Source organism: Coprothermobacter proteolyticus DSM 5265, assembly GCF_000020945.1.
Lineage (GTDB): Bacteria > Coprothermobacterota > Coprothermobacteria > Coprothermobacterales > Coprothermobacteraceae > Coprothermobacter > Coprothermobacter proteolyticus.
In genome coordinates this window covers 1,248,141-1,273,515 of the sequence record NC_011295.1, presented here as the reverse complement: position 1 = coordinate 1,273,515, position 25,375 = coordinate 1,248,141, and the positions used below count along the sequence as shown (strand labels likewise).

Genomic DNA, 25,375 nt, shown 5'->3' with positions numbered 1-25,375 from the left:
TACAAGGGATTGAAACATTAAGCCTGGGATGGTGCTGACAATTGGTTGACGTAGTTTCTAGCTTACCTACAAGGGATTGAAACATTGATGTAGCGCACATGTTTGTAAAACCTTTAACAAACAACAGCTGTTCTCAGTATGACTTGCAGTTTGCTTTATATCCAGAATACGTAGAACAATTAGGAGAAAGCTTCACCTTTGCAGATGCTTATAAACTTGTGCAGAAAAAACTTACCAGTGAAATTACTAAAGAAGAGAGGAAAGTAAAAGCTGGGCTTGAGCAGTTAAGCCATGTGTAGGATAAATAAAGGGTTTACTTTAATAGAACTCATGCTTGTAGTAGCAGTAATCGTGCTACTGGTAGCCGTGGTTATTCCTATGTATAGGGACTATACAGAAAGAGCTAAGCAAGCAAGTTTTTGTGCAACAGTCCATAACATAGAAACACTGCTATACCGCTGGCGTGCAGAAAAATTAACTGACAGCTATCCTACGTTAGATGAATTAAATACCCTTTTAACAAGTGCAACTTATTTTACTACAGAACCGATTAACCCATATACCAATAAATCACTTGTTATTACAGCTACGCTTACAGACAAAGAAGGCAGTATAAGCTACACCAAAACACCTACAGGCTACATCTTAGAAAGCAGCCCTGCATGTGGTAGATAGTGTTAGTAGTGTTGACATAATTGTCACAATGTATCATACTAATAGTGTAATGAATTGAAAGGAAGCTAAACAAATGGCATTATGGAAAGAAATAGTGAATACGGAGGAAAATGCAAAGTCCTTAATTGACGAACATTTAAGAGCACTAAATTGGAATTTGGCTGATTTTACTCAAATAACTAAGGAGTATCCTATACCGGGCGGAGAAAGAGCAGACTATGCTATTTTAGTGAACAGCCTACCTGTTGCAATTATTGAAGCCAAAAAACAGGGTATGGATTTAAACGCAGCTTTAGCACAGGCTAAAAATTACGCAAAAAAACTAAATGAAAGTGGCAAGGAAGTCTTTTTAATTTTTGCTTCAGACGGCAAGGTATTTTACCGGCAGAATCTTAAAGCAAATACCAGACCAGAAAAAATCAGCAGGCTAATGACCTATGCAGAGATAAAAGATTTTCTAAACCCGGAAACTGATATTCTTTTGGCGGGTTTAAGGAATTATCAAAAAATTGCCGTCTCACAGGTGGTAAGCGCATTTCAATTAGGCAGAGACAGAACCTATATCGAAATGGCTACCGGAACAGGAAAAACGATAACAGCGGCGGGAATAATCAGCAAGCTTTACAAAGTCGGCCTTGTTCGGAGAGTCTTATTTTTAGTAGATAGGGATTCTCTTGCTGAACAGACAGTCCGTTCTTTCAATAAGGTATTAGGTGATACCTTTAAAATAAACCGCTTGACCGGCACAAAAGAGGATAAATATAACGATATTTCTGTTTCAACAATTCAGTTTTTGTATGTAAATGATAAGTATCGTGCATACCCGAATAATTTTTTTGACTTGGTAATTCTTGACGAGTGCCATCGGTCATATTTTGGAGATTGGCACACGGTTATTGAGCATTTCAGGACTGGCAAGGCCAAAGTTTTAGGGTTAACAGCAACTCCTTCTGATAAGGAAACGCAGAGTACCGACGATTATTTTGGAGAGCCGGTATTCAGATACAGCTACTATCAGGGAGTTAAAGACGGCATACTGGCTTTTACCGAGAGATATAAGTTCCTGACCAATGTAGACCTCAGTGGGATTCATGACATGGGTTTTGACTTTGAGCCGGAAGACCTTGGCAGACGTGTGGATGTCCCGCGAAGGAATGAATTAATAGCCGAAAAATATTTTGAAGTGATAGGATATGAGCAGACGCATACGATTCCAAAGACACTGGTTTTTGCGGCAAGCATAGCGCATGCCAATCATTTGCGCGATGCGTTGATAACAAAATACAACGAACTGAACAAACTCCCAAAGGACTCAAGCGAAGCAGAAGACTTTATAGTTGTAATACATAATCAGGTGAGAAACGCCTCTGAATTGATTAGAAAGTTTCAGGAAATCGACAGTGAAATTCGTATTGCCGTTTCCGTAGATATGCTATCCACCGGTATTGATGCCCCTGACATCGAAGTTCTGGTAATGGCTAGGCCCACAAAGTCAAAAATTCTCTATGTTCAGATGAAAGGACGTGCCACTCGCAAGTGTAACGAGCAAGAACACGGCAAGACAAAGGAAAGCTTTAAACTCATCGACTTTGTAGACCTTGCAGGTATTGAAGAGGTCGTCACCGATGAAACCTTAGAAACTGATGAAATAATTGATACTACTGAAGAAACAGAGGTATCTTCTGACGGTGAAAAGATACCTTCAGATAAAGAAGATGGTGAGGGTAAGGAACCTAAGGAAACTGAAAAAATCGAAATGGTGATTGCTGACGTCCCCGTCTGGATAGTCAAGTCAGAGGTTATTACTTCATCTGCTTTTGACCATATTAGAAAGCAAATTGAGCCGCAACTTAAAGCTATTAAAGAAAAGACTGTTTTAAAAGAAAGATTTGTTCAGGCAGTTTTATCATGGGAAGCTTTGAATCCTGGTATTCCGGTTGATGAAAAATATCTTGAGGCTTTTGGGTTTGACATCAGTACCTTAAGGGATATTTACGGCGAAGTCACTGCCACTTACAAAGATTTTATTGATGTCGCCCTTGGTAAAACAAGGTTTAAGACTGTTGAAGAAAAGAACAGGGATGCTGTTATTGCTCATTTGAAGGAGAAAAAGCATTTGAACGATGAACAAGTGGAATTTATTATGATGTTCTACGATTTTAAGAAACGCAATCCCGCTCTTACCTTTACCCAGTTTTCTAACAGCCAGCTTCTTCAACAAAAGGGTGGAATTGCCCGGATAAAGGGACTATTCGGTTCGCTGGACAAATTTGTTCAGCTTTATGACGAGATAAAAGCAGTATCATTTCTTGATGTGTAACGGAGGGAATATTAATGGCGCAAAACAATAACAAAGTAGATTTTCACAGGCTTGGTTCTGAGCTTTGGGATATTGCCAATATTTTTCGAGACGATACTCTCAAAACCACCGAGTATCTGGAAGAATTTAGCTATTTTTTGTTTCTAAAGCTCTTTGACGAGAGAGAAAAACAAAGAGAAGAACTCGCCCGTTTGGATGGAACTAAATTTGTGCCTGATTTACCAAATCACCTGAGGTTTTCCACATGGGCAGAAAAGATTTTGGCAAGTGACGGAAAAACCGTAAAGACTGACGATGGAGAGTTTACTATAGTCGATTATGTTAGAAACATATTTTCCGAACTGGCCGAAGTTAAGGACCACGATGGCAGGGATTTAAGCCTTTTCAGACGGCTATTTAAAAATCATATATGGCGTATAAGGTACAGCCCGACCATTAAAGAATTGATAAAACGGCTGAAAGACCTTGAGCTTGAACAAAATTTTGACGTTATGGGCAGAGCATACGAATTTGTTGTTCAAAAGCTTGGCGAACAAAAACAGTACGGTCAGTATTTTACTCCTCGCCACATCATTCATTTCATGGTGGAACTTGCTGACCCGGGAAATTGGGGAAAAAATATATGACCCTGCGGCTGGTACGGGAGGCTTTATTCTGCGTGCCTTCGAAGTAGTAAAGAGTAAAATTGATAATCTTGTAAAAGCGGGGATGAGAGTTAACGAGTCTACTGCCGCATATAATGGGGTTCAATTTGATGAAGCTGAAATGCTTTACCGAAAACTGAAGGAAGAGTCTCTTTATGCTGTGGAGAAGGCTCCAGACGTTTACAAGCTTGCCCTCATGAATATGATATTGCACAATGACGGCAAATCCAACCTCTTTGAGGCTGACAGCTTAGACAACCGAGCACAGTTAGAACATAAAGAAAAGTATGATGTAGTGTTAACTAACCCACCGTATGGTCCACTTGCTCAGTCGCGGGTTGGCACTTTTGAGTTCCATGCCAAACGCTACGAAGCATTGTTCATCCAGCATATTATGGCAGCGTTGAGACCTTCTGAACCAGGTAAAAAGCGTTCCAGAGCAGTAGTTATAATCTTGGACAAGATTCTGTTTGACAATTCCTCTGTATTCAAGAATATACGCATGAAGCTCTTACGAGAGTTTGATTTGAAAGCTGTCTTTTCCATGCCGGCAGGCATTTTTCAGCCGTATTCCGGTGTCAAAACGACAGTGCTGTATTTTGAAAAGCCCACAAAAGAAGAATGGGACGAGACAAAGAAACAAAATGCTTACACCACAAAGCAGGTACTGTTTGTTGATGTGAAAGAAGACGGATTTACCTTAACAACCCAGAGAAGGCCAATTAACGGAGCTTTCCAGGGTGATGACCCGAACATTTACGAACCGCCTTGTGGGAACCTGCCTAAAGCGGTGGAAGTGTTTAGAAGATGGATAGATTGGCTTAATAACCCAACAAAGGAACTGCCTGATTTTATAGATAATGATTTCTGCTGGACGGCGACGATTGAGGAAATCAAGACGAAAGATTATAACCTTAACCCGGGGCTGTACAGAAAAACGATAAAAGGAAAGCAAAAGTGGGAGGTTGTTAGTCTAAGGGAAATATGTGATATTCAAAAAGGAACTTCCATAACTAAAGCTGATACAGTTGAAGGTAATGTACCTGTGATAGCTGGAGGACAGGAGCCTGCATATTACCATAACCAAAGCAATAGAGACGGCAACATAATTACCGTCAGTGCCTCAGGTGCTTATGCTGGGTTTGTCAACTATTTCGATATTCCAATATTTGCCTCCGACTGTACAACAATTAAGTCTAATGATGAGGAAAAAGCATTAACTAAATATATTTTTTATATACTTAAATCGCGTCAAGAAGATTTATATAAGCTCCAACGAGGAGCAGGGCAACCTCATGTTTACCCGAATGATCTGGCCAATATCCAAATCCCTCTCCCACCTCTTCCCGTTCAACAGGAACTGGTTGCCCGCTTGGACAAGCAGCAGGCTATTATTGAGCAGTGCAATGCTATGGAAAAGACCATTCTTGAAGCTGGAATCGACGACAGTATTTTTGAAGGAGATTGGGAATGGGTGGAGTTAGGTGAACTAATAGCGTTACGAAATGGCATAAGCATCTCAAATACGCTTGTTTCTAACAGAGGAAAATATCCAGTTTGTGGTAGCAACGGTATTTATGGATATACTGATAATAACGATAAATTACTGTTTGGTGAAACTATTGTGGTTGGCAGAGTTGGAGCTTACTGTGGAAATGTGCATTATTATGATGTGCCAATTTGGGTAACCGATAATGCTATTGTTGTTACTGTTACCAACAAGGACAAACTAAAAACCAAATATCTTTATTACTTTCTCCTGAGCAAAGATTTGGGAAAATATGCAAATGTGACAGGTCAGCCCTATATATCACAAAGTATAATAAGTTCACTGAAAGTTCCGCTTCCTCCAATTGAAAAACAGCAGAAAATAGTGGATTTCCTTAACGTTCAGTTTGAAACGCTGACCAATATCAGAAGGCTAAAGGAAAACGCAAAACAGACCATAAAAATGATTCTGGACAGGGAGGTGTTTGGAGAGTAATGCACACCTCGGTTATCCTGTCCGAAGCGCTGAGATATTTTATTGACAGCGAGCATTTTGAGCTGTCGGTTGTACTATTTGCTGTGGCCGTTGAGCGGCTTATGAAACAGCGTTTATGTGAGCTTGACGATGTGCTGGTGCTGGATAAAAATAACAGTGTAGAACACCTGGTCAGGTTTAAGAAGCTTCAGGATAAAGTTAAAAATATCCAGTCGAGACAAAACCTTATGACCCGTAAAGAAAGGCGCGAGACCTTTCTTACCATTCCGTACAATGAAGTTATTTCACGATACGAAGCGATGTTTAATCTAAACATTGAAGAGGACGAGGCTGTTACGGATAAGCACGAATTGAAAAGAATTCGCGAAGAGCGGGACAGAAGAAAAGCGGCCCTAGTTCGATTAGGCAACATGCGTAACAATATTGTCCACTATTTCGAGTATTATTTTAACCCTGTAGATGAGGGTTTGTTTATTCTTAATGAAATATTACCCTTTATCCGGGAAATGATTCAGGAAGTATCTGATGCGTACAAATATGAAGACATTTTTAATGAGACTGTTTTTGAGAAACTTAAGGCAAAGGAAGAAGAACTCACAAGACAGCAATCTGATACCCTAAGCCAAAAAATAAGGGAAAAGAAGGAAGAATATAGCGAACTAAATCCTGAATTAATTGAGGAAAGAAAAAAATAAACATCCGTTCTTCCTATGATGAAAGGGAGATTGTACGTGACAGTATGGAATGTCCTGCCTGTGGTAATGCTTCTTTTTGCGTTCTTAAGCTTTATACAGAATCGGAAGACGACCTGAGCGGGCAATTTTTAACTGTAGGCAGGTGTTTTGTGTGTAAACTGGAACTGTCTGAAGATGAGCTTAAAAACACTGGGATGTTATAAATTCCCAGTGTTAATTTTTACACGAGCATTCATTTGATTATAATAATTAGAATGAACGGTAGCGAATCTAAATTTAAGCGATTCCTAAATACTGAAGAAGAGTTAGAAGCTTTTTACAGTGAAGTTGTTAGCACTGTGCAAAGCGATTTAGCACAGCAGGTTTATACTGCTCATAGATCCACAAAATAAACCATTTTAAGGTATGTAGAAGGCACTTACAATATCTGCAATGCTTTTACCACTAAAGCTGAGTGTGAACAAATCATTTGCTGGGAAAAAGTCGGAAAAGCTTACAGTAACAGGTGCTGTTCTGTCTACAAGCTTAATAAAAAATGAGCAATAAGAAAAAGTGTTTTTGTCTTTACTTGACATAAACATCATGTTTAAGTTGTTTTCTTCCATTTTATTAATCAATAGGAGGGAAAGAGGATTGTTATCGTTTTAGTAGCATCGTCCCACTTTACTTCACAACCTAATGCTTCAGCTACAAACCTTAAAGGAAGCATGGTGCGTCCGTTTATAATCTCTGGCACTACATTAGGATTACTTGGATCTATCATTACTTCCTTACCATTAACCTTTGCTGTGTTCTTACCTATCCACAAAGTAACAGTTTTGCCTCTGTATTCTATGTCTACACGTCTTTCTTCAGCGTTCCAATTAACTTGTCCACCCATAGCTTCTACAACAGCCCTTATAGGCAGTAGTGTTCTGTCATTTTTAATCACAGGCGGGCTGTCTAAAAGCAAAGCTTGATTGTTCAGCTTAAATACTGGGTTGCCTATTTGCAGTTCTATAATGCTAAGCGGTGCAGGTGTGATAGGCACTGTAGGAGTTTTTTGATTGGTAATTAGCAGGAATATAAGCAAATGAAGAAGCTGTTACAGTTAAAGAAGGCGTTAATGTAGCATTGTTACCTACTGTGATGTAGCCTGTATACTGCGTATCTGTATCAATTATGGGAATATCAAAGTTGGTAAAGTAGTCTGTTACAGTTATTACATACTTATACTCACCTGCAGGCACAGGCTGACCATTGCTGTCTTTACCATTCCATACAGCTCTGTAGTGCCCTATAAGCAAGTGTCCTTTGTCAAACACTGTAGCAACTGTAGCACCGCTTTGATTAACGATGTCTACACGTATTTCATCGGCATAGTTGCTCCAGTAAGGCTCAGGGGACCCCCATGAAGAACCTGAGATAGAACCTCTGTTAAGTGTAAAATCTATGGCTACATCACTACTGTTAGGTAGCTTAGTAGCTCTGACATTGATCAGCTTTGGTGGTAGCTTACTGTTGTAACCTGCATCAAACGGATTGCTTCTTTCCCACCAAATAGTATTAAGATCATTCCATATAAGCATGGGCACATGTAAGGTAGCAGTGCCATTGCTAAACCAAATGAGCGCTTCATGTGATCCTTTGGTAAGTTTGCTTAAATCAGCTTTTGCTGTTAAACCTAAGGTAGCACTTAAGCGTGGACTGACAATAATCCTACTGCTTGTTAAAGACAGCGTCAAACCATCATTTTGACCGTATTCAAAGTTACCTAAAGTAGGCTGCACCGTTACTGTAAATGTTAGCGTCGCATCGCTAACGTTCTTTACTGTCAATACTACAGGGTGCAAGCCTGTAGCAGTCATATCTATTTCATAAGGACTTATCAAAGCAGGTGTTTTTACAGCAGCTACTCCATCAATCAAGCCTGAACCTTGTATCATTACGCTTATAGGCTCACCAGTAACTTTGTTGTATAAGACGCTTGCTGTATTCATAAGAGAAGCTCTAACTTGTTCAGCAGTCCAATCTTTGTGTGCCTGCTTAACCAGTGTAGCTACAGCACCTGCAAAAGGTGCTGAACAGGAAGTGCCACCAAACATGTTGTAATACCGCATAAACGTAGCTGGATAACCAACGTAACCAAGCAAGTCAGGCTGTATTTCTCCATTTAAGCTCGGTCCTATGGAAGAGTATTCTGCAACTTCACCACCATTTGCAAATACATCGCAAGCACCATTCTCGCAAATGTTTCTAGCTTACCTACAAGGGATTGAAACTCGATGAAGAGGTAGTTCGGCGCGGTGAAGGTTCAGTGTTTCTAGCTTACCTACAAGGGATTGAAACAAACTTCGTGAGTAAGGAAGGTGTAAAAAATTTAGAGTTTCTAGCTTACCTACAAGGGATTGAAACCGGCATGTCGTTTTGTGAGCATAGCAGTTGTGTAGGTAGTTTCTAGCTTACCTACAAGGGATTGAAACATCGTGAATACATCGCAAGCACCATTCTCGCAAATGTTTCTAGCTTACCTACAAGGGATTGAAACGGCCTTATGTCTGCGTTCGGCATTTTGAAAAGCAAAGTTTCTAGCTTACCTACAAGGGATTGAAACATATGTCCCCTTAGCACTTCTCTCTCACCGTAAAAAAGTTTCTAGCTTACCTACAAGGGATTGAAACTATACTCCCTAACTCTTCCCAACAATACCTCGTCGGGTTTCTAGCTTACCTACAAGGGATTGAAACATCAATTCCTTAAATCCTTGTTTCGGCCTAATTAAAGTTTCTAGCTTACCTACAAGGGATTGAAACTTATGATTGCTGTACATTGAATCGCCATAACTATCCAGTTTCTAGCTTACCTACAAGGGATTGAAACTTGGAGGAACTGGAGGATTAGTCCTCCAGTTAAAAAGTTTCTAGCTTACCTACAAGGGATTGAAACTGAAGATTGGTGAGTCGTACAACCAGGAATTGAAAAGTTTCTAGCTTACCTACAAGGGATTGAAACCTTTTTGCTCGCCACTACGAAATACAATTCCTGCCATGTTTCTAGCTTACCTACAAGGGATTGAAACTATGATGGTGGAACAGCGTGTTAAAGACATAGCGTGGTTTCTAGCTTACCTACAAGGGATTGAAACATGCTCCTCTTATTCATTTCAACCCCAGACTCATTGGTTTCTAGCTTACCTACAAGGGATTGAAACGCCCCTGGCATATAAAGTCTTCTCTCACAGCAAGGCTTGTTTCTAGCTTACCTACAAGGGTTTGAAACTCAAGGAACGTGTTACAGAGTCCATTGACTCGAAGAAAGCGTTTCTAGCTTACCTACAAGGGATTGAAACCCCCTTCTTTCACGGTTGAGCTGAACGGTGAAGTGCGAAATGACGTACAGGTAGAAGATTCTGGAGATCTGTGAAGGGCGTGAGTAGATAAGCGAAGAGCAGTTCATCGGAGATGCTAATTGTTACTTAAAAAAGGTGGGTGTAGAAAGGTAGTAGATCCTGAGATCGAAGCTAAAGCAGGTAAGGTGTTTATGAATCCTACAGAAGAATTCAGTAAACACGTTCCAGAAGATGAGTTCGAGTGGCACCATTTACCAAAGTTCGTTGCGATGAAGCTTAATGAAGCAGGCGTAATTGTATTTGGTAAGTGGGAGAGGGAAGAATGAATTACAGTAGGCAGGTCCCAGGTTGCGCGCCTATTGGAATGATATGCACAGTATGGCAGATGTTTTTAGGGAGCAGTATTTCTGGTAAAACAACTCCCATTCTTGATAAATGCAATGGGCAAGCTCTTTTGTTGAGAATTACCAGTTGTTATTCAAATTGGTTCGAACACTTTTCGCGGCATAACGGACATTCATTTTCAATAACAACTAGTTGCCATTTGTCATATGAATGCAGTCGATAGTAGTTGCATTTTTTCAGGCTAACATGGGACCTTATATGTAGTATGCATGTGGTGTTGTAATGTGTCGTACTTTGCTTGACCGAAAGTGTTGCAAAGTTGCCATTTCTGGTCTAAACTGGGCTTAGCGAACTTTATATCCGGAAAAGGAGTGAGAGTATGACTATAAAGGAAAACAACGGGATAATTGCTGTGAGGCTCCATGATGGAGACAAATTCATGGAAAGCCTAAAAGCAGTCGCCAAAGATTGTGGTGTCAATAGTGCAGTTTTGCATGGGATAGGGCTGTTTAAGAACGCTGAGCTGGGTTACTTTAACGGACACGAGTATGTGACCAAGAGTTTCTATCAGCAACTGATGGAAGTTATTTCCTTGGAAGGGAACATAAGCATGGCTGAAAATGGGGCTGAGGTTGTTATCCATGCTCACTGCGTCTTAGGGCTACCTGACTATTCTTTAATTGGCGGCCACTTAATGGACGGAACATTTTTCAACGGTGAGTTATTCATTCAAAAACTTGAAGGAATAAAACTCGTTAGAAGAAGTGAACCGAGTGGGCTAAACGGTTTGTGGGTTGAGTAACTTGTGAGTAGTAAGCTGTAAGTTAGCTGAAGTAGGTGCCTGGTCATTGGAACATGCTTGGGGTATGTTTAGTCTTGTGTAATTAGACATTCTTGAAAGGAAAAGGGATAACTTTGAGAAAAAGAAGAAAGGTTTTGGTTGTGTTTTTTGCGTTGTTTTTCTTTTGGCTTTTTGAAAATTTCAAAATTGTTGTGTCTGTAACCACCATAAGCAGTCCGAAAATTAGGAGCACGGTCACCATTGTACAGATCTCGGACCTTCACGGATACAGTTTTGGTTTAGATAACAACTATTTGTTGCGAGCTATTGAAAAGCAGCAGCCAGACATTGTAGCTGTAACTGGTGACTTGTTTAACCGTGGAGACAACAGAGGAAAGGCAAAGGCACTCAACTTGATAAAGGTGTTGTCTGAAGAATACCCTGTGTACTATGTGCGCGGCGAACACGAAGGATCATCCAGCGTAGACGATATCGGCGATGCAGGTGCTACAGTGCTTGAATATGAAAGGGTAGATGTAAAGGTAGGCGAAACTCCTATAAGTATCTATGGTTGCCCTACTACGGGTTATTATTCCTCAGCTGACAATGTGCTGGAAGCAATTAAGGTTGAAGAAAGCAATAATTACAACATTCTTTTGGCCCATATCTTCTATGAAGAGGTGTTCGATAAGTGGAAAGGCGATCTTATACTTTCTGGAGACACACATGGCGGTAGTATTAGATTGCCCTTCCTTGGACCTTTGAAATACAATGGCATAACACTTCCAAAATTGTCTTACAACGGACCTGTGTACGATAAAGGTTTGTTCAATCTGGGAGATAAGTATCTCTACGTTTCACCGGGACTGGGTAATTTTCCTTTACCGTTAAGACTTTTTAATCACCCTGAGCTAACTGTTATCAAACTAGTTAGCAGTACTCAAGGAAGTTAAGCTTTCCGAGAGTATAAGGGTGAACCAAAGTCAGACATGACCAAAGAAGTAGCACGTGCCAAACTTGCCTTTATGATTAGTAGCCCAGCGCACTTTGCTTCTTTAAAGACAATAGATTGATGTTTGAAGAAGCTGAGAGGTTGCCAATAGAATAGCTTCAACCGAGATTGGGAAATGTGCTTTGGCTTCTGCTCTCCTCCGGTATCTTTATTGCATTAGTGGTTTTAAGTTCCCTGTTCACAGCTACTTTCAGCGCTTTCCGTTATGTTGCCGCCATTGGCTCATCGCAATAGCCATTTATGAGATCATGAAGTACTTTTTTGGCGACTCAACTGGCAAGCATTGAGCATGTCCTGAATAGGTCTGGGGCAAACCGCTTCATCAGCGCGCACTATCTGACAGTCTGGACTGTTGAGCCTCATGAAACCACGATGAATGTTATCAGAATGTTGACAGCCGTAGGCTCTTACGATAAACTGGAATCATGTTCGTTATATCGATGGTTATCTATGTGAGGTGGTTCAACTACGGAACATTATGATGAATACCTTAAAGTCTTTAGGGCACTTTCTGACAGGACACGTCTAGAAATATTGAGCTTGTTGAATGATGGAGAAAAGTGTGCGTGCAAACTACTTGAAAAACTCTCTATTAGCCAACCCACCTTGTCTCATCATATGAAAATCCTTTGTGACTCCGGTTTGGTGAAAAGCAGAAACGAGGGAAAGTGGGTCCACTATTCCATCGACCCTGCTGGCTTCGCCTTAGCTCAACAATTCTTGGGGCAATTGAGCCGCTTTAACATAGCGGATCCAGTGTGTTGTTCTAAAAGCTCAACTACCTAGGAGAATAAGGGTTGATCGCTATGCAGGTATTGGCGGCCGTCTGGTCATTTTTTCAGAATCAAATACTCGGCATGAAATGGCTCAGCAGTGTTGTCTATAGCGCTCTTAACGCCCTGGGTCTAGACATGAATACAAGGGTTGGTGGCGTGATTCATTTTTTCGTTTATGATCTGGCGAAAATCTTTCTGCTTTTATCAGTCCTTATCTTTGTAATATCCTATGTCCAAAGCTATTTCCCACCGGAAAGGACGAAGAAAATTGTCGGACGTTCCCACGGAATATGGGCTAACATACTTGCGGCTCTACTTGGTACTGTTACGCCTTTTTGTTCTTGTTCCTCTATACCGCTTTTCATTGGATTCACTAACGCAGGCCTTCCCGTTGGAGTTACTTTTTCTTTTCTTATTTCGTCACCTTTGGTGGATCTCGGATCTTTGGTGTTGCTAATGAGTATTTTCGGCTTAAGGGTGGCGGTAATGTATGTGGTTATTGGCGTTCTTCTTGCTGTGGTAGGCGGGACTCTTATCGAGGTTTTTGGTATGGATAAGCACGTTTACTCGTTTGTAAAAGATACCAAAGCAGCGGACATTGATCCTCCAAGCTTAACCGTGACTGATCGCCTTATCTTCGCACGAGATCAGGTAAGGGACATTGTGCACCGCGTGGGCCGTTACGTTGTAATCGGTGTAGCTATCGGTGCTGTTATCCATAACGTTATTCCTGCTACTTGGATATCTTCTATCCTCGGTCGTAAGAACAATGGAGCTGTGATTCTTGCAACTCTTGTGGGTGTGCCCATTTACGGAGATATCTTTGGTTCCATTCCTGTAGCTGAGAGCCTCTTTGCAAAAGGTGCAGGTTTGGGCACTGTATTGTCTTTCATGATGGCGGTGACGGCACTTAGTTTACCTTCTATGGTTATGCTAAGCAAGGTTGTAAAACTCAAATTACTGGTTTTATTCATCGCCATAGTAACCGGTGGCATCATGGTTGTAGGCTACATTTTTAATGCGCTCCAAGCGGTGTTGATTTGACATATTGTTCGAAAACATTTCAGAACGAAAGGGGAGTGTAAACTGTGGAGATGCATCAAGAGAAACCAGAGAATCAAACGAGCAGCTTCAGTGAAGGAACTCCAAATTTAGATCACGAGCAGGAGAATTGTGTTCGTAACGATTCAAATCCGGCCGTTCTGTCTGTTAAGGTGTTAGGTCCGGGATGTGCGCGATGCAAAGCGCTGGAGGCCAATACCAAGTCGGCTTTGGACAAGCTGGGCCTCAAAGCAGATTTTAACCATGTTACAGATTTTTCTCAAATTGCAGCTTATGGAATCATGAGCACTCCGGCTCTTGTTATCAATGAAAAGGTTGTTTCCTTCGGAAGAGTTTTGAGTGCTGAAGAGGTCGTAAAGATATTGAGGTCTGAGCTACAACTTTAGATGTACTTTAATCTATTTCTCTGACAGAAGGGCGCTTTGCAAAAAACTTGTCGCTGTGAGTTGATATGTAAGCGACTGCATATGACACGATTGCATATCTTGTCGGGGGCAGGTATGAGATATATGTTTATGTCAATTTGAGTTAGTTGAATGACATGCTACTGCGAGGAAATTAACTTTAAAGCTTAAAATGGAGACAATAATGTTGATAATTTGTAGGAAAAAAGGAATGCTGAGTGGGAACTTTGCAGAACTTGATATGCAGTTTTAACATCTTTATCCTACGATGTATTTGCCCCAAGGAGTGGCTTCCAGCCATTTGGTTATTATGTAGGACAACGAATAGATGATGAAAAAGACGAATATGTCGTAAAGTATGACGTTTACCGTGGCGTAGATGCGATTCATGATGAACAAAAACAGTGGATGCATGAGAAATATACCGAAGGAGAGCTGTCCAGCTCTTTCAAAAAACCTGATGTTGACTTTTTTAGATATGTATAGAAGCAACAAAGGTGTGGACGAAACATATATGTACCACCACAGGTTAACTATGCCTGATGAAACGGGCTGACCTATATTTGAAAGATGATAAAAATAGGTATATAAAACACCTGAAACCAAGGCAGCGGGCAGAAATATGGTAACGTGTCTCTCTCTTTTGCAGTATTCCTCGTAATTTTCACCAATCCAGACGCCTACGAGTATAACCGCTAAGTACCAGATCATCAGGCGTGTACCTCTGGGGAAGTAATGTATGATGTAGAACTCGTATAAGTAATAACAAGCTACCTGAACTCCTATGGAAATCAGGAGAATCTGTCGGAACCTTACTTTTAAGTGTGACACTACGTACATTATGAAAGGCAACAATATGTACACTTGCAGTATAACTACAACGAAATAAAGGTGGTAATACCCATCACCCCTAAGAAGGAGGTTCAAATAGTTTCCCCATGTAACTCGCACTGTGCCGTTTGACTCGATGTGCTTCACGACAAGGTATACCAGCGTCCATATTAGGTAAGGCGGGATTATTCGAACAAAGCGTTTCGAGTAAAAGGCTTTTAATCCTCCAGCAGTAATAGTTCGGAAATCATCCCCATGGATGTATGAAAGGAGGACGCAGCTTGCGAAAATGAAGGTGGGAACAGCAAACTGCGAAAGCCTGTTTAGGATAAGATAAACAAAATAAGAGGTTGAGGTGGGGTCAAAGGTACCCACGCCATGGCTTGTGACATGTATGAGTATTACCGCTGTAATACTAAGCCCTTTTAAAACATCAAATTCCCTAAGTCTTTTCATTGGCCCAAATCTATTCAATTGTAACAACAGTTTTCTAATGACTTATGGGCAAACTAAAAACCTAGTTAGATGCTACTTATGTGGTCTATGCAGAAGGTTTTTATTTCTCATAAGTAGCCTTAAAAGGCTACCAAATCCCGTTGCTGTGCAGGTTGTCTGGTTGCCCAACACCGAAAGTTCTTCCCGGTGGCGAAATCCAACGGTTTTTCACCTTTGGTCACTGCTAGTTAATACTATGCGCTCCTTCGTTACGAAACGGGTCATGAAAGACCCTGAGGCAAGTACAGCAGCGATAATGATTAAATACAAAATCAGGATTTGTTGGTATGTAGCTCATTGGATAGTACTCTTTCTTCCTAATACTCTCTATGCTCAAATACTAGTCAAAATATACGGGTATTGTAGAGAAACGTTAGGCAGAATGATTTTGTATTCAACATGACTATAAAGGAGAACATTTTGTTAGATGATGAATTTACAGAAGAAGAATTCTTTGACGCGGTACGGAAGTCAAAGGTGAACAAGTTCGTTTACTTATTAGAGAACGGATACGATACGGTAGTCGGGGAAAGAGGTGGAAAGCTGTCTGATGGGCAAAGGCAAAGAATTGCCATAGCGAGAGCCGTAATAAGGAAGCCAAAGATTTTGGTGCTTGATGAAGCAACATCGGGAGTGGATTCACAAACAGAAGAAGAGATATTTGATGAACTAAAAGAGGAAGACATGACCTTAATAATCATTTCTCACAGGCTTTCCACTATAAGAAAAGCGGATAGAGTGCTAGTACTTAATGAAGGACGCGTGGTAGAAGAAGGAACACATGAGGAACTCATGGCTAGCTCTTGCGTCTACAAAGACATTATTGAAAGCCAATTAGTCGTGTAAAAGGCAAGGGGCCACTTAGTAGTGGCCCCTTCTAGTTTCTTAGGGCAGGTTTCTTTATATGGGTGCTCCGAAAACTTCTGCTTCTTCCACAAGTCCAAGCCTCTTTAGGTGCATTTTTGTAGGGACACCTTCTTTAGACCAGCCTCTTGCCATGTAATACTGATCCAGCATGTCCTGAAGTTCTTCTTCAGAAACATAACTCCCCTTGGTTACACCGTTGGATATGGGTTCATGGGTAACGCGATATGGTAGATAATCGTCCTTTCTTGTAAAACCTTCTCGTATGTTGAAGAGTCTCTGCAGGTTGTAAATTCTTTCACCTATGGCCATGAGTTGTTCAATCGTAAACCTTATGCCTGTTACTGCTTCTATGGCATCAACAACATCTTCCTCCAACCAGAAAAGGCTACGTGAGAATTTGCATAAACCAAGGACATCGTATACGGTCATGAAATCTTCACCGGTCTTTACTTCGTAGCCTTTCCATTCTGAAGAGAGCCTGTCAATGTTGCTAAATTCCCAGAAAGAACCTGTAAGCTCGGGAGCATAAATTCCACCTGTGAGATGGCAAGCACCTCTGACCGAAACTGCTAAGGCCAACGCCATGCCTTTGAGGCCTCTAACATCGTATGCAGGTGGTTCTAAACCTTTAACTTCCAAAGCAAATTTCTCAGAACCTTTACCAAGCTTACGAGAAGCTTCTTTGACACCATTGGATAGAAGTTCTCCCAATTTTCCTTCTCGATTAGCGAGTTTTTCCATGGCTGCTACGGCAGCATCACTGTTTCCGAATCTTAAGTCAAGGCCGTCGGTGTCTTCCTTTGTGAGCAGACCTCTTTCATAGGCTTCCATGGCCCATGCAAGAGTGACTCCAGCAGAAATACCATCGAGACCTGCCCTATCGCATATGCTATTGAGTTTTGCTGTCACTTCTATGTCATCTATGCCCAGTGCACCACCTAAGGAATAGAGAAGTTCGTACTCCACTCCTTCGACTCGGAGTGGTGCATATTTGCCTTCTTTAAAGACAATATGTCTACCACAGGGTTTATTGCAGTTAGGGCAAGGATGGTGTTTTTCTGTATACAGAGGAGCCCAGTAATATGGATCTAAGGGTGACTTGCCATCAGGGTGAGCGTTAAAGCTGTCTTCAAAGTAGCTCTGTTGCCAATTTTTAACAGGGAAAACACCCATTATTTTGTTCACCCATTCGTAGAATTCACCAGACCCATATTTCATATCAAGCTCCTGTACGGGGCTGCCGACTATTTTTTGGTTCCATTTCTTTATGGTTTCTCGCAAAGCTTCCACGTTGGCATAGGGAATGTTCTTAGTTCCTCTCACAGCTATGGCTTTTAGCATTTTGCTGCCCATCACAGCTCCGCCACCAGCTCTGCCTGCTTGCCGTTCTTCAAAATCAACGCCGGAAATCTTAGAAAGTTTCTCGCCAGCATAACCAATAGCGCCAGTTCTTACGTTTCCAAGTTCTGCCTTTAAAAGCTCTTGTGTTTCTATGGCGTCTTTTCCCCAAAGATGGGAAGCATCTCTTATTTCAACGTGGTCGTCGTCAATAAACAAGTAGACAGGTTTGTCGCTTTTCCCTTTTATGACTAATGCATCGTAGCCGGCTTTCTTAAGCTCGACTCCCAAGTATGCACCCGCCACGCTTCTCCCAAAACCGTTAGTGAGAGGTGACTTAAAGGTAAGAGTGGTTTTAGAAGCAGTGGGAAGACCGCTGCCAACCAACAGTCCTGGTGCTATGACAAGAACATTCTCCTCTGAAAGAGCATCTATTTGAGGTCTGGTTTGGTCAAAAAGCAAACGTGTTGCTAGGCCCAAGCCCCCAAGATAATCGTACATTGTTTTGTCTTCGATAGGTCGCATTTCCACTGTTTTAGAGGAAAGATCGACCTCAAGTACCTTACCCAATGTGCCTTTCACAGTTACCTACCTCCCTATGACTTGTTGCTTAAACTACTATTAAAGATAACACTTTTTAGTGCTGTTCTGTACGTTTCCTGATAGGGAGAAAACCCGGAGGGCTTTTAAGTTGTGTACAAAGCAGAAGTCAAAGTCTCTTTTTTCTAATTCATGGGGGAATTATCAAAACCTTAAAAAGAAATGGGACCCTGACATCGGGAGTCCCACTTCTTTAACATAGGAGGTGATTAGACTCTCTCTACAATCAGAGCAATTCCTTGTCCGCCACCGATACAAAGAGAAACACAACCAAGTTTGGCTTGGCGATTTCGTAGCTCATAAAGTATTTTTGTGACGAGCATGGCACCCGACGCTCCAATGGGGTGGCCTAAAGCTACCGCACCACCATTGACGTTAAGTTTTTCTTCGGGAATACTTAGCTCTCTTTGTACCACAATGGCAATGGCTGCGAAAGCTTCGTTTATTTCAAATAGATCAATATCATTAATAGAAAGAGAAGCTTTTTCTAATGCGTTTTTCACGGCAGGTATGGGTGCTATGCCGAAGAAATTGGGGTCCACTGCGGAAACAGCGCAGGACAAAATCCTACCAAAGACCGGCAAGTTGAACTTATTAGCAACTTTTTCAGTGGACAAGACCATGGCAGCTGCCCCAGAGTTCAGTGATGGTGCGTTACCTGCGGTTATGGTGCCACCTTCTTTGAAAGCCGGTCTTAATTTCGCAAGTCTTTCTAATGTGGTATCGGGGCGCACATTTTCGTCTACCTGGAAAACGAATTCTTTTGATACCTGAATCGGGACAATTTGTGAGGAGAACTTACCTTCTTGTATGGCTTTGGCGGCTTTCATGTGACTTTCATATGCAAATTGATCTTGTTCTTCTCTGGTCACTCCGTATTTGGGGACTAAATACTCATCGGTAATTAGACCTGAGTGCTTCCCAGTGAAGGCGTCGTTTAGTCCATCCATGAGCATGGCGTCATATAGTGTTGTGTCGCCCATACGAGCACCGTATCTTCCGTTTGAGAGGATGTAAGGCGCCTTATCCATGTTTTCCATGCCACCTGCAAGAACGCAAGAGGCATAGCCAGATTGTATTTCCATGGCTGCCGTTATCACAGCTTGCAACCCGGAGCCGCAAACTCTATTCACCACCATGGCGGGTACCGAGTCACTTATTCCACCATAAATGGCGGCTTGTCTGGCAGCATTCATTTTTTCCCCAGCCTGGATGACGTTACCAAGTACAACGTCATCAAAAGCGTCAGGCGGTAGATGTGTTTCTTCAAGAATTGCGTTTATGACTTTGCCTGCAATCTCAGGTGCCGGTATATCTTTCAAGCTTCCTCCAAATTTGCTAATAGCTGTTCGAAGCGGCATACTTATAAAAACTTCGTTCATTGAGCTTTTCCTCCCTTTTCAGATGAAGCCAAGTTTTTCGGCTTCTGTTTTCAGGTAATCTCGAAAGTTCGGATGCGCTATGCGGATCATTTCCAATGTTCTTTCTCTGAGAGATCTACCTCTTAAATGTGCTACCCCGTATTCCGTGATTATGTAGTCCACATCATGTCTGGGAATGGTGACAAAGCTTCCCTGAGCTAATGTGGGAACAATGGTAGAAATGGTGTCGTTCTTCACACTGGATCTCATGGCAATAATGGCTTTTCCACCTTCTGACATTATTGCACCACGGTGCATGTCCAATTGGCCACCAGTACCGGTGTACTGCTGATGGCCGAAGGCCTCTGAACACACTTGTCCAGTAAGATCCACACTTAATGCAGTATTTATGCTTACCATTTTTTTATTCTTGGCTACTATGTAAGGGTCGTTAACAATACGACCACGATGTACTTCTACGGCCAGATTATTGTCCACAAAATCGTAAAGCCGCTGTGTTCCCATGACAAATGACGCGATGCACTTGTCTTTCCATAAAGACTTCTGGGAGTTTGTGATGACTCCAGCTTCAATAAGATCAACTATGCCTTCAGTCATCAACTCGGTGTGGACCCCAAGCTCCTTCTTATCGGTTAAGAACTGGGCAATGGCGTTAGGTATTCCTCCAATACCAAGCTGAATGGTGGAGCCATTTTCTATGAGATCTGCTATGAATTCACCAATCTTTTTCTCTACTTCACTAGCTTCAGCCGAAGGGACTTCGATGAGTGGAGCATTGTACTCATAAAGAAAGTCCACGTCGTTTATGTGAACAACAGTATCCCCATGAGTTCTGGGTAGGTTTTCATTGATTTCTAATATGACCATGTCTGCATGTTCTAAGATATCTTTTTCGTAGACATTGCCCAGGGCCAAGGACATGCAGCCTTTGTTGTCCATGGGGGTGGCAGAACCACAATAAATGTTCACTCTTCTAGCTTGCATTAGGTCAGTTGCAGCCATGTGCAGGTTATTGGGAATGTAAGTGGCCTTGCCTTCTTTAAACAGAGCTCTCTCATAATTTCCCAGATACCATGTCTCTGACCTAAAGGGTGAATGTTCTTTGTCAACGTGCTTGTAGTATTCGTACTCCATAAGCAGGAGACAGGAAACCACTGTTACATCTTGAACCGAGTCTTTTATGAGGTGTAAGTTAGATAGTAGTCCAACTGGCTCTGCGGCTGCCATCCCCACAACCAGGGAGTCACCTGATTCTATCTTGGAAAGAACCCCTTCTATGTCCAATAATTTTTGGTTATAGATTTCTTTGTAATTCATTCGTTACCTTCCTTTCCATACCAGAAAGGCCATGCATTACCAGCTCGAGAACCGTTAAAACTGAATTATCGTTAATTTCTTTGCATTCATCCAAAACAAACCACTTAATGCCAGTAGTGTGTGAGACTCCCATGAGGATGTAAGCAAGCACTTCTGGGTCCATTGGTCTTATCTGTTTGCTTTCCATGGCTTGGGCTAGACCTTTTGTGTAGCCCTCAGCCAATCGTGTGTAATACCAAATACCGATGCTAGGTTCGACGAACTCTGCTTCTCGAACTATGCGGTATGCTGGCCCCATGTTTTTAAATAGGTGGTAAAAAGCCTGGAATCCCACGTTTTCTATGGTTCTGCGGTCTGTTAAACCATCTTGGTAAATGCGTGAGGTCTTCCTGAGCGTGTGGTTTACGTACTTGACAATTTCTGCTAAGAGTTCCGTCTTGCTTTCAAAGTAAAGGTAAAAGGTACCTAGGCCAACACCGGCTTCAGACGTGATTTCTGTTAGCTGTGTTTTTTCAAACCCCTTTTCCCCAAAGAGTTTTTCTCCGGCCTTGAGTAATTGGTACTTCGTCCGTTCCCCGCGAGAAGCAAATTGGGGTTCCTGGCTCTCCATGGGGTTTTCGGGAACTATGAATGGGGTAAAAGTTCCGTCAATGTCAATTCCCTTATCTAGAAAGACTTTTACTGTTTCTAATTCTTGGTCGATGTCTTCTTTGTTCTCCCATATTAGATTCTTTATCACCACAAAGTAAACACTGCCTAAAATGGCAAAAGCCAGAGTCTCCAAGTCGTACAGTTTTGAAAAATCTGTTGGAAGAACTTGAGCAATGAGGTGAGTGATTCTTTGATAGTAATCTCTGATCAAATCTTTTTCGACAAATTCCACCTCTCTGAAGGTGTCATAAAGGTCTTTGTGGCTTCTTATGTAATCTTTATAGGTTACAAGGATATTGATAACGTTTTGCAGAAGACTTCCTTCGAAGGATATATGCTGACGGATTTCCTCTTCAAGTCCGTCACGATAGGTAACGGCCAGCTCGTTGAAAATGTCTTCTTTGTTTGCAAAGTAGTAATAAACCAGTGAAGTTCGGACACCCAAACGTTTAGCAATCTCATTTACCGAGCTGTTGCCATAGCGACGCTCTCTGAATACCTCCAGTGCGGTTCCCAGTATTAGGTCCCTGGTCTTCTTGCCTTTCCCCATTAGCTTCGTTCTCCTTCTTCCTTCTTGAATAATTTATTAATCCTCATTATAAGCTCAGAGAGTCCTCGAGGCAGGAACAGCACAACTAAGATGAGGATGACACCGAAGAGGACTCCAGCCATGGCTTCCAGTTTTGTACCAAATAGTCTGGGGACAATGACCCACAGGGCGGAACCGAGCACAGGGCCCCACAAGGTACCAATACCTCCAATGATGGTAATAGCAAGAAACTCAATGGACAAGCCAAATCCGAACATGTCTGGGTGCAAATATGAAAGAGAATGACCATACATGGCACCAGCGACGCCGGCCAAGAAAGAAGAGATGACAAAAGCTAGGACCTTGTAGTAGGAAATGTTTATGCCAAACACTTTTGCTGCAACCTCCGAATCTCTCATTGCCCTAAAAGCCATACCTGTCTTGCTTTTGAGCAGGTTGTTCACCAAAAAGATGGTTAGTAACAAGATAGCCAGATAGAGATAATACTTTGCAAATTCACTGCTGAATTGGTAGCCAAAAATGGTGACGGGAGGGACGTTGGTGAGACCCCTGTCAGCTCCAAGAATTTCCATCCTTTTTATGACGTCGGTTACGGCAGTTCCAAGGGCCATGGTTGCAATGGCAAGATAGAATCCCTTGAGTCTTAGGGCTGGAAAGCCTATGATCAAACCGAAAAGACCTGCCAAAAGACCACCTGCTAACACACTAACAATGGATGGAATTCCATACCGGATCATGAGGATGGCAGAGGTGTAGCCACCAATTCCCATGAAGGCTGCATGACCTAAAGAGATCTGGCCAGCTACCCCAAGTAGCAAGTTCAGACCAACTGCAGAAACGGCGTAAATGATGGCTAGGTTTATATAGGCAACAATGGAGGGCCGCGCATTGAATACTAAGGGGATGAGGAGTGCCAAGATCAAAAGTAAGAAAGGAAGAATTTTCTTTTTCATCATGACCTCCCTGCCTCACGGCTTCCAAACAGCCCATTTGGAAGGAAAAGCAGTATGGCAACAATGAGAAGCAAGGAAAAGCTTTCCTTTATGGCTGGCACGTAGTAGGCAACTAAGTTCTCCATAACACCCAGAATCAGACCTCCCCAAATGGCACCAGTTACTGAATTCATGCCACCGAGAACAGCCGCTGTGAATGCTTTTAGTTGTACTACTACCATGAAGAGCGGTTGAAGGGAAAGTCTGGGGGCAGTCATTATTCCAGCTAGACCAGCCAGTCCAAAACTTATTGCCCATATGAATGAATGAATTCGATCAATGGGGATTCCGAGTACGCGGGACGCATATTCGTCGTCAGCTATGCTTCGAGCCGCAATACCGATTTTTGTTCGGTACAGTATGAAGGAAAGTATGCCAAAAACAACAAGAGCTGTGACCAAGCACAAGATATCCTGACGATCCAGAATCACCGATCCGAAATGCACGGGGTCACCTGGTATGAGCGGTGGGAATAACAGCGGAATGTTCCCAAAGAATGTGGCCACTATGCCTTCAAAAATCATGGTCAGTCCCAGTGTGATGATCATCATTCCCAGATGCGAACTCTTCTTTGCTTTAGAGATAAGCCCCTTGTAAACCAAATATCCTAGCACGGCTCCCGCAACAATAACGATGGGCAGAGTGAGTGATGGGGCGATGCCTCTTAAAATGAAGAAAAAAGCAATGTAGGTAAGAAACATGCCAGTATCCCCTTGAGCGAAGTTCATCACGTTTGTAGTAGACAAAATGAGTACGATGCCCACTGCTGTCAAACTGTAGATGGAACCAGTGGCTAAACCTCTAAGAACGAGATTAAACATTTTGCCCTCCCAAATAAAGTTTTCTTACCTCGGGGTTCTCTCTAAGTTCGTCAGAAGTACCAGAAAGAACTATTCGTCCTAAGACCATGACGTAACCAGTATCTGAAATATCTAAGGCTTTACGGGCATTTTGTTCCACTAACAAGACCTGCACCCCTTCTTGTTGAGCAAGACTTTTCACTGTTTGGAAGATTTCAGAAACAAGTATGGGGGCTAAGCCAAGAGATGGCTCATCCAACAGAAGGAGCCTGGGCTTTGCCATGAGGCCTCTTGCAATGGCTAGCATTTGTTGTTCCCCTCCTGATAAATTCCCGCCCTTTTGATTGATGCGTTCTTTAAGTGCTGGGAAGAGTTTTAGTACTTGGTCGAGAGTCTCCTTGTTTTCCTTGTCACTTCTGAAATAACCTCCCAAGAGCAGGTTCTCTCTTACTGTAAGGTTCGGAAAGATGTGCCGTCCCTCTGGTACGTGGACTATTCCCATTTTGGCAATTTGCGAAGTACTCATTCTGGAGATGTCTTTGCCGTCAAATAATATCGAACCTTTCCAAGGTTTCAATATGCCTGAAATTGTTTTAATTAATGTTGATTTCCCAGCACCATTAGCTCCTAATACAGTAACAATGCGGGAGTCTTTGAAATCCAGGTTAACGTCGTGAAGCACTTCAACGGGTCCATATCCTGTGGTAAGGTCTATGATCTTGAGCATTAGTCCACCCCCAAATAAGCTTCAATGACTTGAGGATCAGCAGAAATTTCTTGTGGCTTTCCTTCAGCTATTTTTTGTCCAAAATTCATAACCGTAACCACATCAGATATGTCCATAACAACACCCATGTCATGCTCCACTATGAGAACCGTTAAACCTTTTGCTTTAATGGCCTTCATCAAGTTCTTTAGATTTTCCTTCTCAGCTGAAGTTAAGCCAGCCGCTGGTTCGTCCAGCAAGAGCAATTTGGGATTTGAAACCAATGCCCTTGCTAGTTCCACAAGTTTTTGAACACCGTAAGGAAGAAATAGGGGATAAGCTTTTAGATAGGGTAGAAGTCCAGTAAGAGCAGCCACTTCATAGATCTTGTCGTTGACTTCTTTTTGAGAATACACATCGAAACCAAGTAGGTCCTGGTAAAGGTGGCTTTCAAGGAAAGGGTGTAATCCCATTTTTATGTTTTCTTCAACAGTCATGGAATAGAAGATGTTCAGATTCTGGAAAGTCCTCGACAGACCCAAGGATAGTAATTCATGGGTGCTCTTCATCCTGAGGTCTTGGTTGAGGAAAGTTATTCTGCCCGTGTATGGAACTAATTTGAAGACTGCGTTGAAAACTGTGGTCTTGCCAGCGCCGTTAGGCCCAATGAGTGAATGAATATTTCCTTGTTCTACCTTCATGGATAAGTTGTTAACAGCGACAAGGCTTTGGAATTTCACGGTTAAGTTTTCAATCCTTAGCATGAATATCTCCTTTCCTCAAGTCATCATGCACATGCATGGCTATGCTTTCCCGTGCA

At 42.1% G+C, this 25,375-nt stretch carries 23 protein-coding genes, 2 pseudogenes and 1 CRISPR repeat array; of the genes and pseudogenes, 14 read left to right on the top strand and 11 right to left on the bottom strand.

Translation table 11 applies throughout. From position 1 onward, the window contains the following. The first annotated feature begins 98 nt into the window (after window positions 1-98). The 7 genes from COPRO5265_RS06645 (at window position 99) to COPRO5265_RS07540 (ending at window position 6,710) form a co-directional block, all read left to right on the top strand. Window positions 99-299: a hypothetical protein gene (locus COPRO5265_RS06645; protein ID WP_012544431.1), complete on the top strand. Its 201-nt coding sequence runs from the start codon at window positions 99-101 to the stop codon at window positions 297-299. A gap of 31 nt (window positions 300-330) precedes the next feature. Beyond that, the gene (locus tag COPRO5265_RS07420) at window positions 331-675 is read left to right on the top strand and encodes a hypothetical protein (RefSeq protein ID WP_201763824.1); all 345 of its coding nucleotides are present in this window, start codon (window positions 331-333) and stop codon (window positions 673-675) included. Between the two features lie 73 nt (window positions 676-748). Continuing rightward, window positions 749-2,995 carry a DEAD/DEAH box helicase family protein gene (locus COPRO5265_RS06635; protein WP_012544350.1) on the top strand — a complete coding sequence of 749 codons (2,247 nt, stop codon included), beginning with the start codon at window positions 749-751 and terminating at the stop codon, window positions 2,993-2,995. Window positions 2,996-3,009: 14 nt separating this feature from the next. After that, window positions 3,010-3,621: a type I restriction-modification system subunit M N-terminal domain-containing protein gene (locus tag COPRO5265_RS07620; RefSeq protein WP_012543438.1), complete on the top strand. Its 612-nt coding sequence runs from the start codon at window positions 3,010-3,012 to the stop codon at window positions 3,619-3,621. Further along, window positions 3,506-5,623, top strand: coding sequence for a restriction endonuclease subunit S (locus COPRO5265_RS07415; RefSeq protein ID WP_322785168.1), 2,118 nt, complete (start codon window positions 3,506-3,508; stop codon window positions 5,621-5,623). Before COPRO5265_RS07620 ends, COPRO5265_RS07415 begins: the two co-directional genes overlap by 116 nt. Continuing rightward, window positions 5,623-6,318 (top strand): hypothetical protein, encoded by a 696-nt coding sequence (locus tag COPRO5265_RS06620; protein ID WP_012543490.1) that lies wholly within the window; start codon window positions 5,623-5,625, stop codon window positions 6,316-6,318. Before COPRO5265_RS07415 ends, COPRO5265_RS06620 begins: the two co-directional genes overlap by 1 nt. A 254-nt stretch (window positions 6,319-6,572) precedes the next feature. Beyond that, window positions 6,573-6,710: a hypothetical protein gene (locus tag COPRO5265_RS07540; protein ID WP_158300397.1), complete on the top strand. Its 138-nt coding sequence runs from the start codon at window positions 6,573-6,575 to the stop codon at window positions 6,708-6,710. A gap of 221 nt (window positions 6,711-6,931) precedes the next feature. On the opposite strand, the gene COPRO5265_RS06610 is transcribed toward COPRO5265_RS07540, so the two are convergent. Both COPRO5265_RS06610 and COPRO5265_RS07510 read right to left on the bottom strand, forming a co-directional pair. Continuing rightward, window positions 6,932-7,348: a copper amine oxidase N-terminal domain-containing protein gene (locus tag COPRO5265_RS06610; RefSeq protein ID WP_012543825.1), complete on the bottom strand. Its 417-nt coding sequence runs from the start codon at window positions 7,346-7,348 to the stop codon at window positions 6,932-6,934. Continuing rightward, the gene (locus tag COPRO5265_RS07510) at window positions 7,323-8,549 is read right to left on the bottom strand and encodes a S8 family serine peptidase (protein ID WP_269077303.1); all 1,227 of its coding nucleotides are present in this window, start codon (window positions 8,547-8,549) and stop codon (window positions 7,323-7,325) included. The genes COPRO5265_RS06610 and COPRO5265_RS07510 overlap by 26 nt, the downstream gene beginning before the upstream one ends. Beyond that, window positions 8,550-9,646: a CRISPR direct-repeat array (repeat unit 30 nt; unit sequence GTTTCTAGCTTACCTACAAGGGATTGAAAC). It lies immediately after the preceding gene. A 119-nt stretch (window positions 9,647-9,765) separates the two neighbouring features. Between COPRO5265_RS07510 and COPRO5265_RS06600 the strand changes: the two genes are divergently transcribed. The 6 genes and pseudogenes from COPRO5265_RS06600 to COPRO5265_RS06580 all read left to right on the top strand — a co-directional run bounded on the left by COPRO5265_RS06600 (window position 9,766) and on the right by COPRO5265_RS06580 (window position 14,008). Then, window positions 9,766-9,972, top strand: a complete 207-nt coding sequence (locus COPRO5265_RS06600) for a hypothetical protein (RefSeq protein WP_012544369.1) — start codon at window positions 9,766-9,768, stop codon at window positions 9,970-9,972. A gap of 398 nt (window positions 9,973-10,370) precedes the next feature. Next, on the top strand, window positions 10,371-10,793 hold the full coding sequence (locus tag COPRO5265_RS06595; protein WP_012543599.1) for a PPC domain-containing DNA-binding protein: 423 nt from the start codon (window positions 10,371-10,373) through the stop codon (window positions 10,791-10,793). A gap of 113 nt (window positions 10,794-10,906) precedes the next feature. Beyond that, window positions 10,907-11,725: a metallophosphoesterase gene (locus COPRO5265_RS06590; RefSeq protein ID WP_143708129.1), complete on the top strand. Its 819-nt coding sequence runs from the start codon at window positions 10,907-10,909 to the stop codon at window positions 11,723-11,725. Window positions 11,726-12,288: 563 nt separating this feature from the next. Beyond that, window positions 12,289-12,570 (top strand): annotated as a pseudogene (locus tag COPRO5265_RS07640) (ArsR/SmtB family transcription factor); the annotation flags it as partial. Window positions 12,571-12,590: 20 nt separating this feature from the next. Next, window positions 12,591-13,604, top strand: coding sequence for a permease (locus tag COPRO5265_RS06585; protein WP_012544024.1), 1,014 nt, complete (start codon window positions 12,591-12,593; stop codon window positions 13,602-13,604). A gap of 50 nt (window positions 13,605-13,654) precedes the next feature. Further along, a complete protein-coding gene (locus COPRO5265_RS06580) occupies window positions 13,655-14,008 on the top strand; it encodes a thioredoxin family protein (RefSeq protein WP_012544683.1) in 354 nt (117 codons plus the stop codon). 276 nt (window positions 14,009-14,284) lie between these two features. Here the strand turns inward: COPRO5265_RS06580 and COPRO5265_RS06575 are convergent, their stop codons facing one another. Continuing rightward, entirely contained in the window at window positions 14,285-15,313 is a 1,029-nt protein-coding gene (locus tag COPRO5265_RS06575) for an acyltransferase (RefSeq protein WP_041735826.1), read from the bottom strand. Window positions 15,314-15,724: 411 nt separating this feature from the next. Between COPRO5265_RS06575 and COPRO5265_RS06570 the strand changes: the two are divergent. Further along, window positions 15,725-16,198, top strand: a pseudogene (locus COPRO5265_RS06570) (ATP-binding cassette domain-containing protein); the annotation flags it as partial. A gap of 54 nt (window positions 16,199-16,252) precedes the next feature. Here the strand turns inward: COPRO5265_RS06570 and COPRO5265_RS06565 are convergent. From COPRO5265_RS06565 to COPRO5265_RS06530, 8 genes are all read right to left on the bottom strand, one after another. Further along, window positions 16,253-18,139 carry an aldehyde ferredoxin oxidoreductase family protein gene (locus COPRO5265_RS06565; RefSeq protein WP_012543863.1) on the bottom strand — a complete coding sequence of 629 codons (1,887 nt, stop codon included), beginning with the start codon at window positions 18,137-18,139 and terminating at the stop codon, window positions 16,253-16,255. Window positions 18,140-18,366: 227 nt separating this feature from the next. Beyond that, complete coding sequence (locus COPRO5265_RS06560; RefSeq protein WP_012544507.1) at window positions 18,367-19,539, bottom strand: thiolase family protein; 1,173 nt, start codon at window positions 19,537-19,539, stop codon at window positions 18,367-18,369. Between the two features lie 18 nt (window positions 19,540-19,557). Further along, a complete protein-coding gene (locus COPRO5265_RS06555) occupies window positions 19,558-20,856 on the bottom strand; it encodes an acetyl-CoA hydrolase/transferase family protein (RefSeq protein ID WP_012543726.1) in 1,299 nt (432 codons plus the stop codon). After that, the gene (locus COPRO5265_RS07410; protein ID WP_012544347.1) at window positions 20,834-22,057 is read right to left on the bottom strand and encodes a TetR/AcrR family transcriptional regulator; all 1,224 of its coding nucleotides are present in this window, start codon (window positions 22,055-22,057) and stop codon (window positions 20,834-20,836) included. Before COPRO5265_RS07410 ends, COPRO5265_RS06555 begins: the two co-directional genes overlap by 23 nt. Further along, complete coding sequence (locus tag COPRO5265_RS06545; RefSeq protein ID WP_083760235.1) at window positions 22,057-23,013, bottom strand: branched-chain amino acid ABC transporter permease; 957 nt, start codon at window positions 23,011-23,013, stop codon at window positions 22,057-22,059. Before COPRO5265_RS06545 ends, COPRO5265_RS07410 begins: the two co-directional genes overlap by 1 nt. Continuing rightward, window positions 23,010-23,870: a branched-chain amino acid ABC transporter permease gene (locus COPRO5265_RS06540; protein ID WP_012544881.1), complete on the bottom strand. Its 861-nt coding sequence runs from the start codon at window positions 23,868-23,870 to the stop codon at window positions 23,010-23,012. Before COPRO5265_RS06540 ends, COPRO5265_RS06545 begins: the two co-directional genes overlap by 4 nt. Beyond that, on the bottom strand, window positions 23,863-24,576 hold the full coding sequence (locus COPRO5265_RS06535; protein ID WP_012544018.1) for an ABC transporter ATP-binding protein: 714 nt from the start codon (window positions 24,574-24,576) through the stop codon (window positions 23,863-23,865). Before COPRO5265_RS06535 ends, COPRO5265_RS06540 begins: the two co-directional genes overlap by 8 nt. Beyond that, on the bottom strand, window positions 24,576-25,319 hold the full coding sequence (locus COPRO5265_RS06530) for an ABC transporter ATP-binding protein (protein WP_012544842.1): 744 nt from the start codon (window positions 25,317-25,319) through the stop codon (window positions 24,576-24,578). Before COPRO5265_RS06530 ends, COPRO5265_RS06535 begins: the two co-directional genes overlap by 1 nt. Window positions 25,320-25,375: the final 56 nt, after the last annotated feature.

Coding starts and splice junctions, on each gene's coding strand:
- COPRO5265_RS06645 (WP_012544431.1), top strand. CDS start 99: ATGTTTGTAAAACCTTTAACAAACAACAGCTGTTCTCAGTATGACTTG.
- COPRO5265_RS07420 (WP_201763824.1), top strand. CDS start 331: ATGCTTGTAGTAGCAGTAATCGTGCTACTGGTAGCCGTGGTTATTCCT.
- COPRO5265_RS06635 (WP_012544350.1), top strand. CDS start 749: ATGGCATTATGGAAAGAAATAGTGAATACGGAGGAAAATGCAAAGTCC.
- COPRO5265_RS07620 (WP_012543438.1), top strand. CDS start 3,010: ATGGCGCAAAACAATAACAAAGTAGATTTTCACAGGCTTGGTTCTGAG.
- COPRO5265_RS06620 (WP_012543490.1), top strand. CDS start 5,623: ATGCACACCTCGGTTATCCTGTCCGAAGCGCTGAGATATTTTATTGAC.
- COPRO5265_RS07540 (WP_158300397.1), top strand. CDS start 6,573: ATGAACGGTAGCGAATCTAAATTTAAGCGATTCCTAAATACTGAAGAA.
- COPRO5265_RS06595 (WP_012543599.1), top strand. CDS start 10,371: ATGACTATAAAGGAAAACAACGGGATAATTGCTGTGAGGCTCCATGAT.
- COPRO5265_RS06585 (WP_012544024.1), top strand. CDS start 12,591: ATGCAGGTATTGGCGGCCGTCTGGTCATTTTTTCAGAATCAAATACTC.
- COPRO5265_RS06580 (WP_012544683.1), top strand. CDS start 13,655: ATGCATCAAGAGAAACCAGAGAATCAAACGAGCAGCTTCAGTGAAGGA.
- COPRO5265_RS06575 (WP_041735826.1), bottom strand. CDS start 15,313: ATGAAAAGACTTAGGGAATTTGATGTTTTAAAAGGGCTTAGTATTACA.
- COPRO5265_RS06560 (WP_012544507.1), bottom strand. CDS start 19,539: ATGAACGAAGTTTTTATAAGTATGCCGCTTCGAACAGCTATTAGCAAA.
- COPRO5265_RS06555 (WP_012543726.1), bottom strand. CDS start 20,856: ATGAATTACAAAGAAATCTATAACCAAAAATTATTGGACATAGAAGGG.
- COPRO5265_RS07410 (WP_012544347.1), bottom strand. CDS start 22,057: ATGGGGAAAGGCAAGAAGACCAGGGACCTAATACTGGGAACCGCACTG.
- COPRO5265_RS06545 (WP_083760235.1), bottom strand. CDS start 23,013: ATGATGAAAAAGAAAATTCTTCCTTTCTTACTTTTGATCTTGGCACTC.
- COPRO5265_RS06540 (WP_012544881.1), bottom strand. CDS start 23,870: ATGTTTAATCTCGTTCTTAGAGGTTTAGCCACTGGTTCCATCTACAGT.
- COPRO5265_RS06535 (WP_012544018.1), bottom strand. CDS start 24,576: ATGCTCAAGATCATAGACCTTACCACAGGATATGGACCCGTTGAAGTG.
- COPRO5265_RS06530 (WP_012544842.1), bottom strand. CDS start 25,319: ATGCTAAGGATTGAAAACTTAACCGTGAAATTCCAAAGCCTTGTCGCT.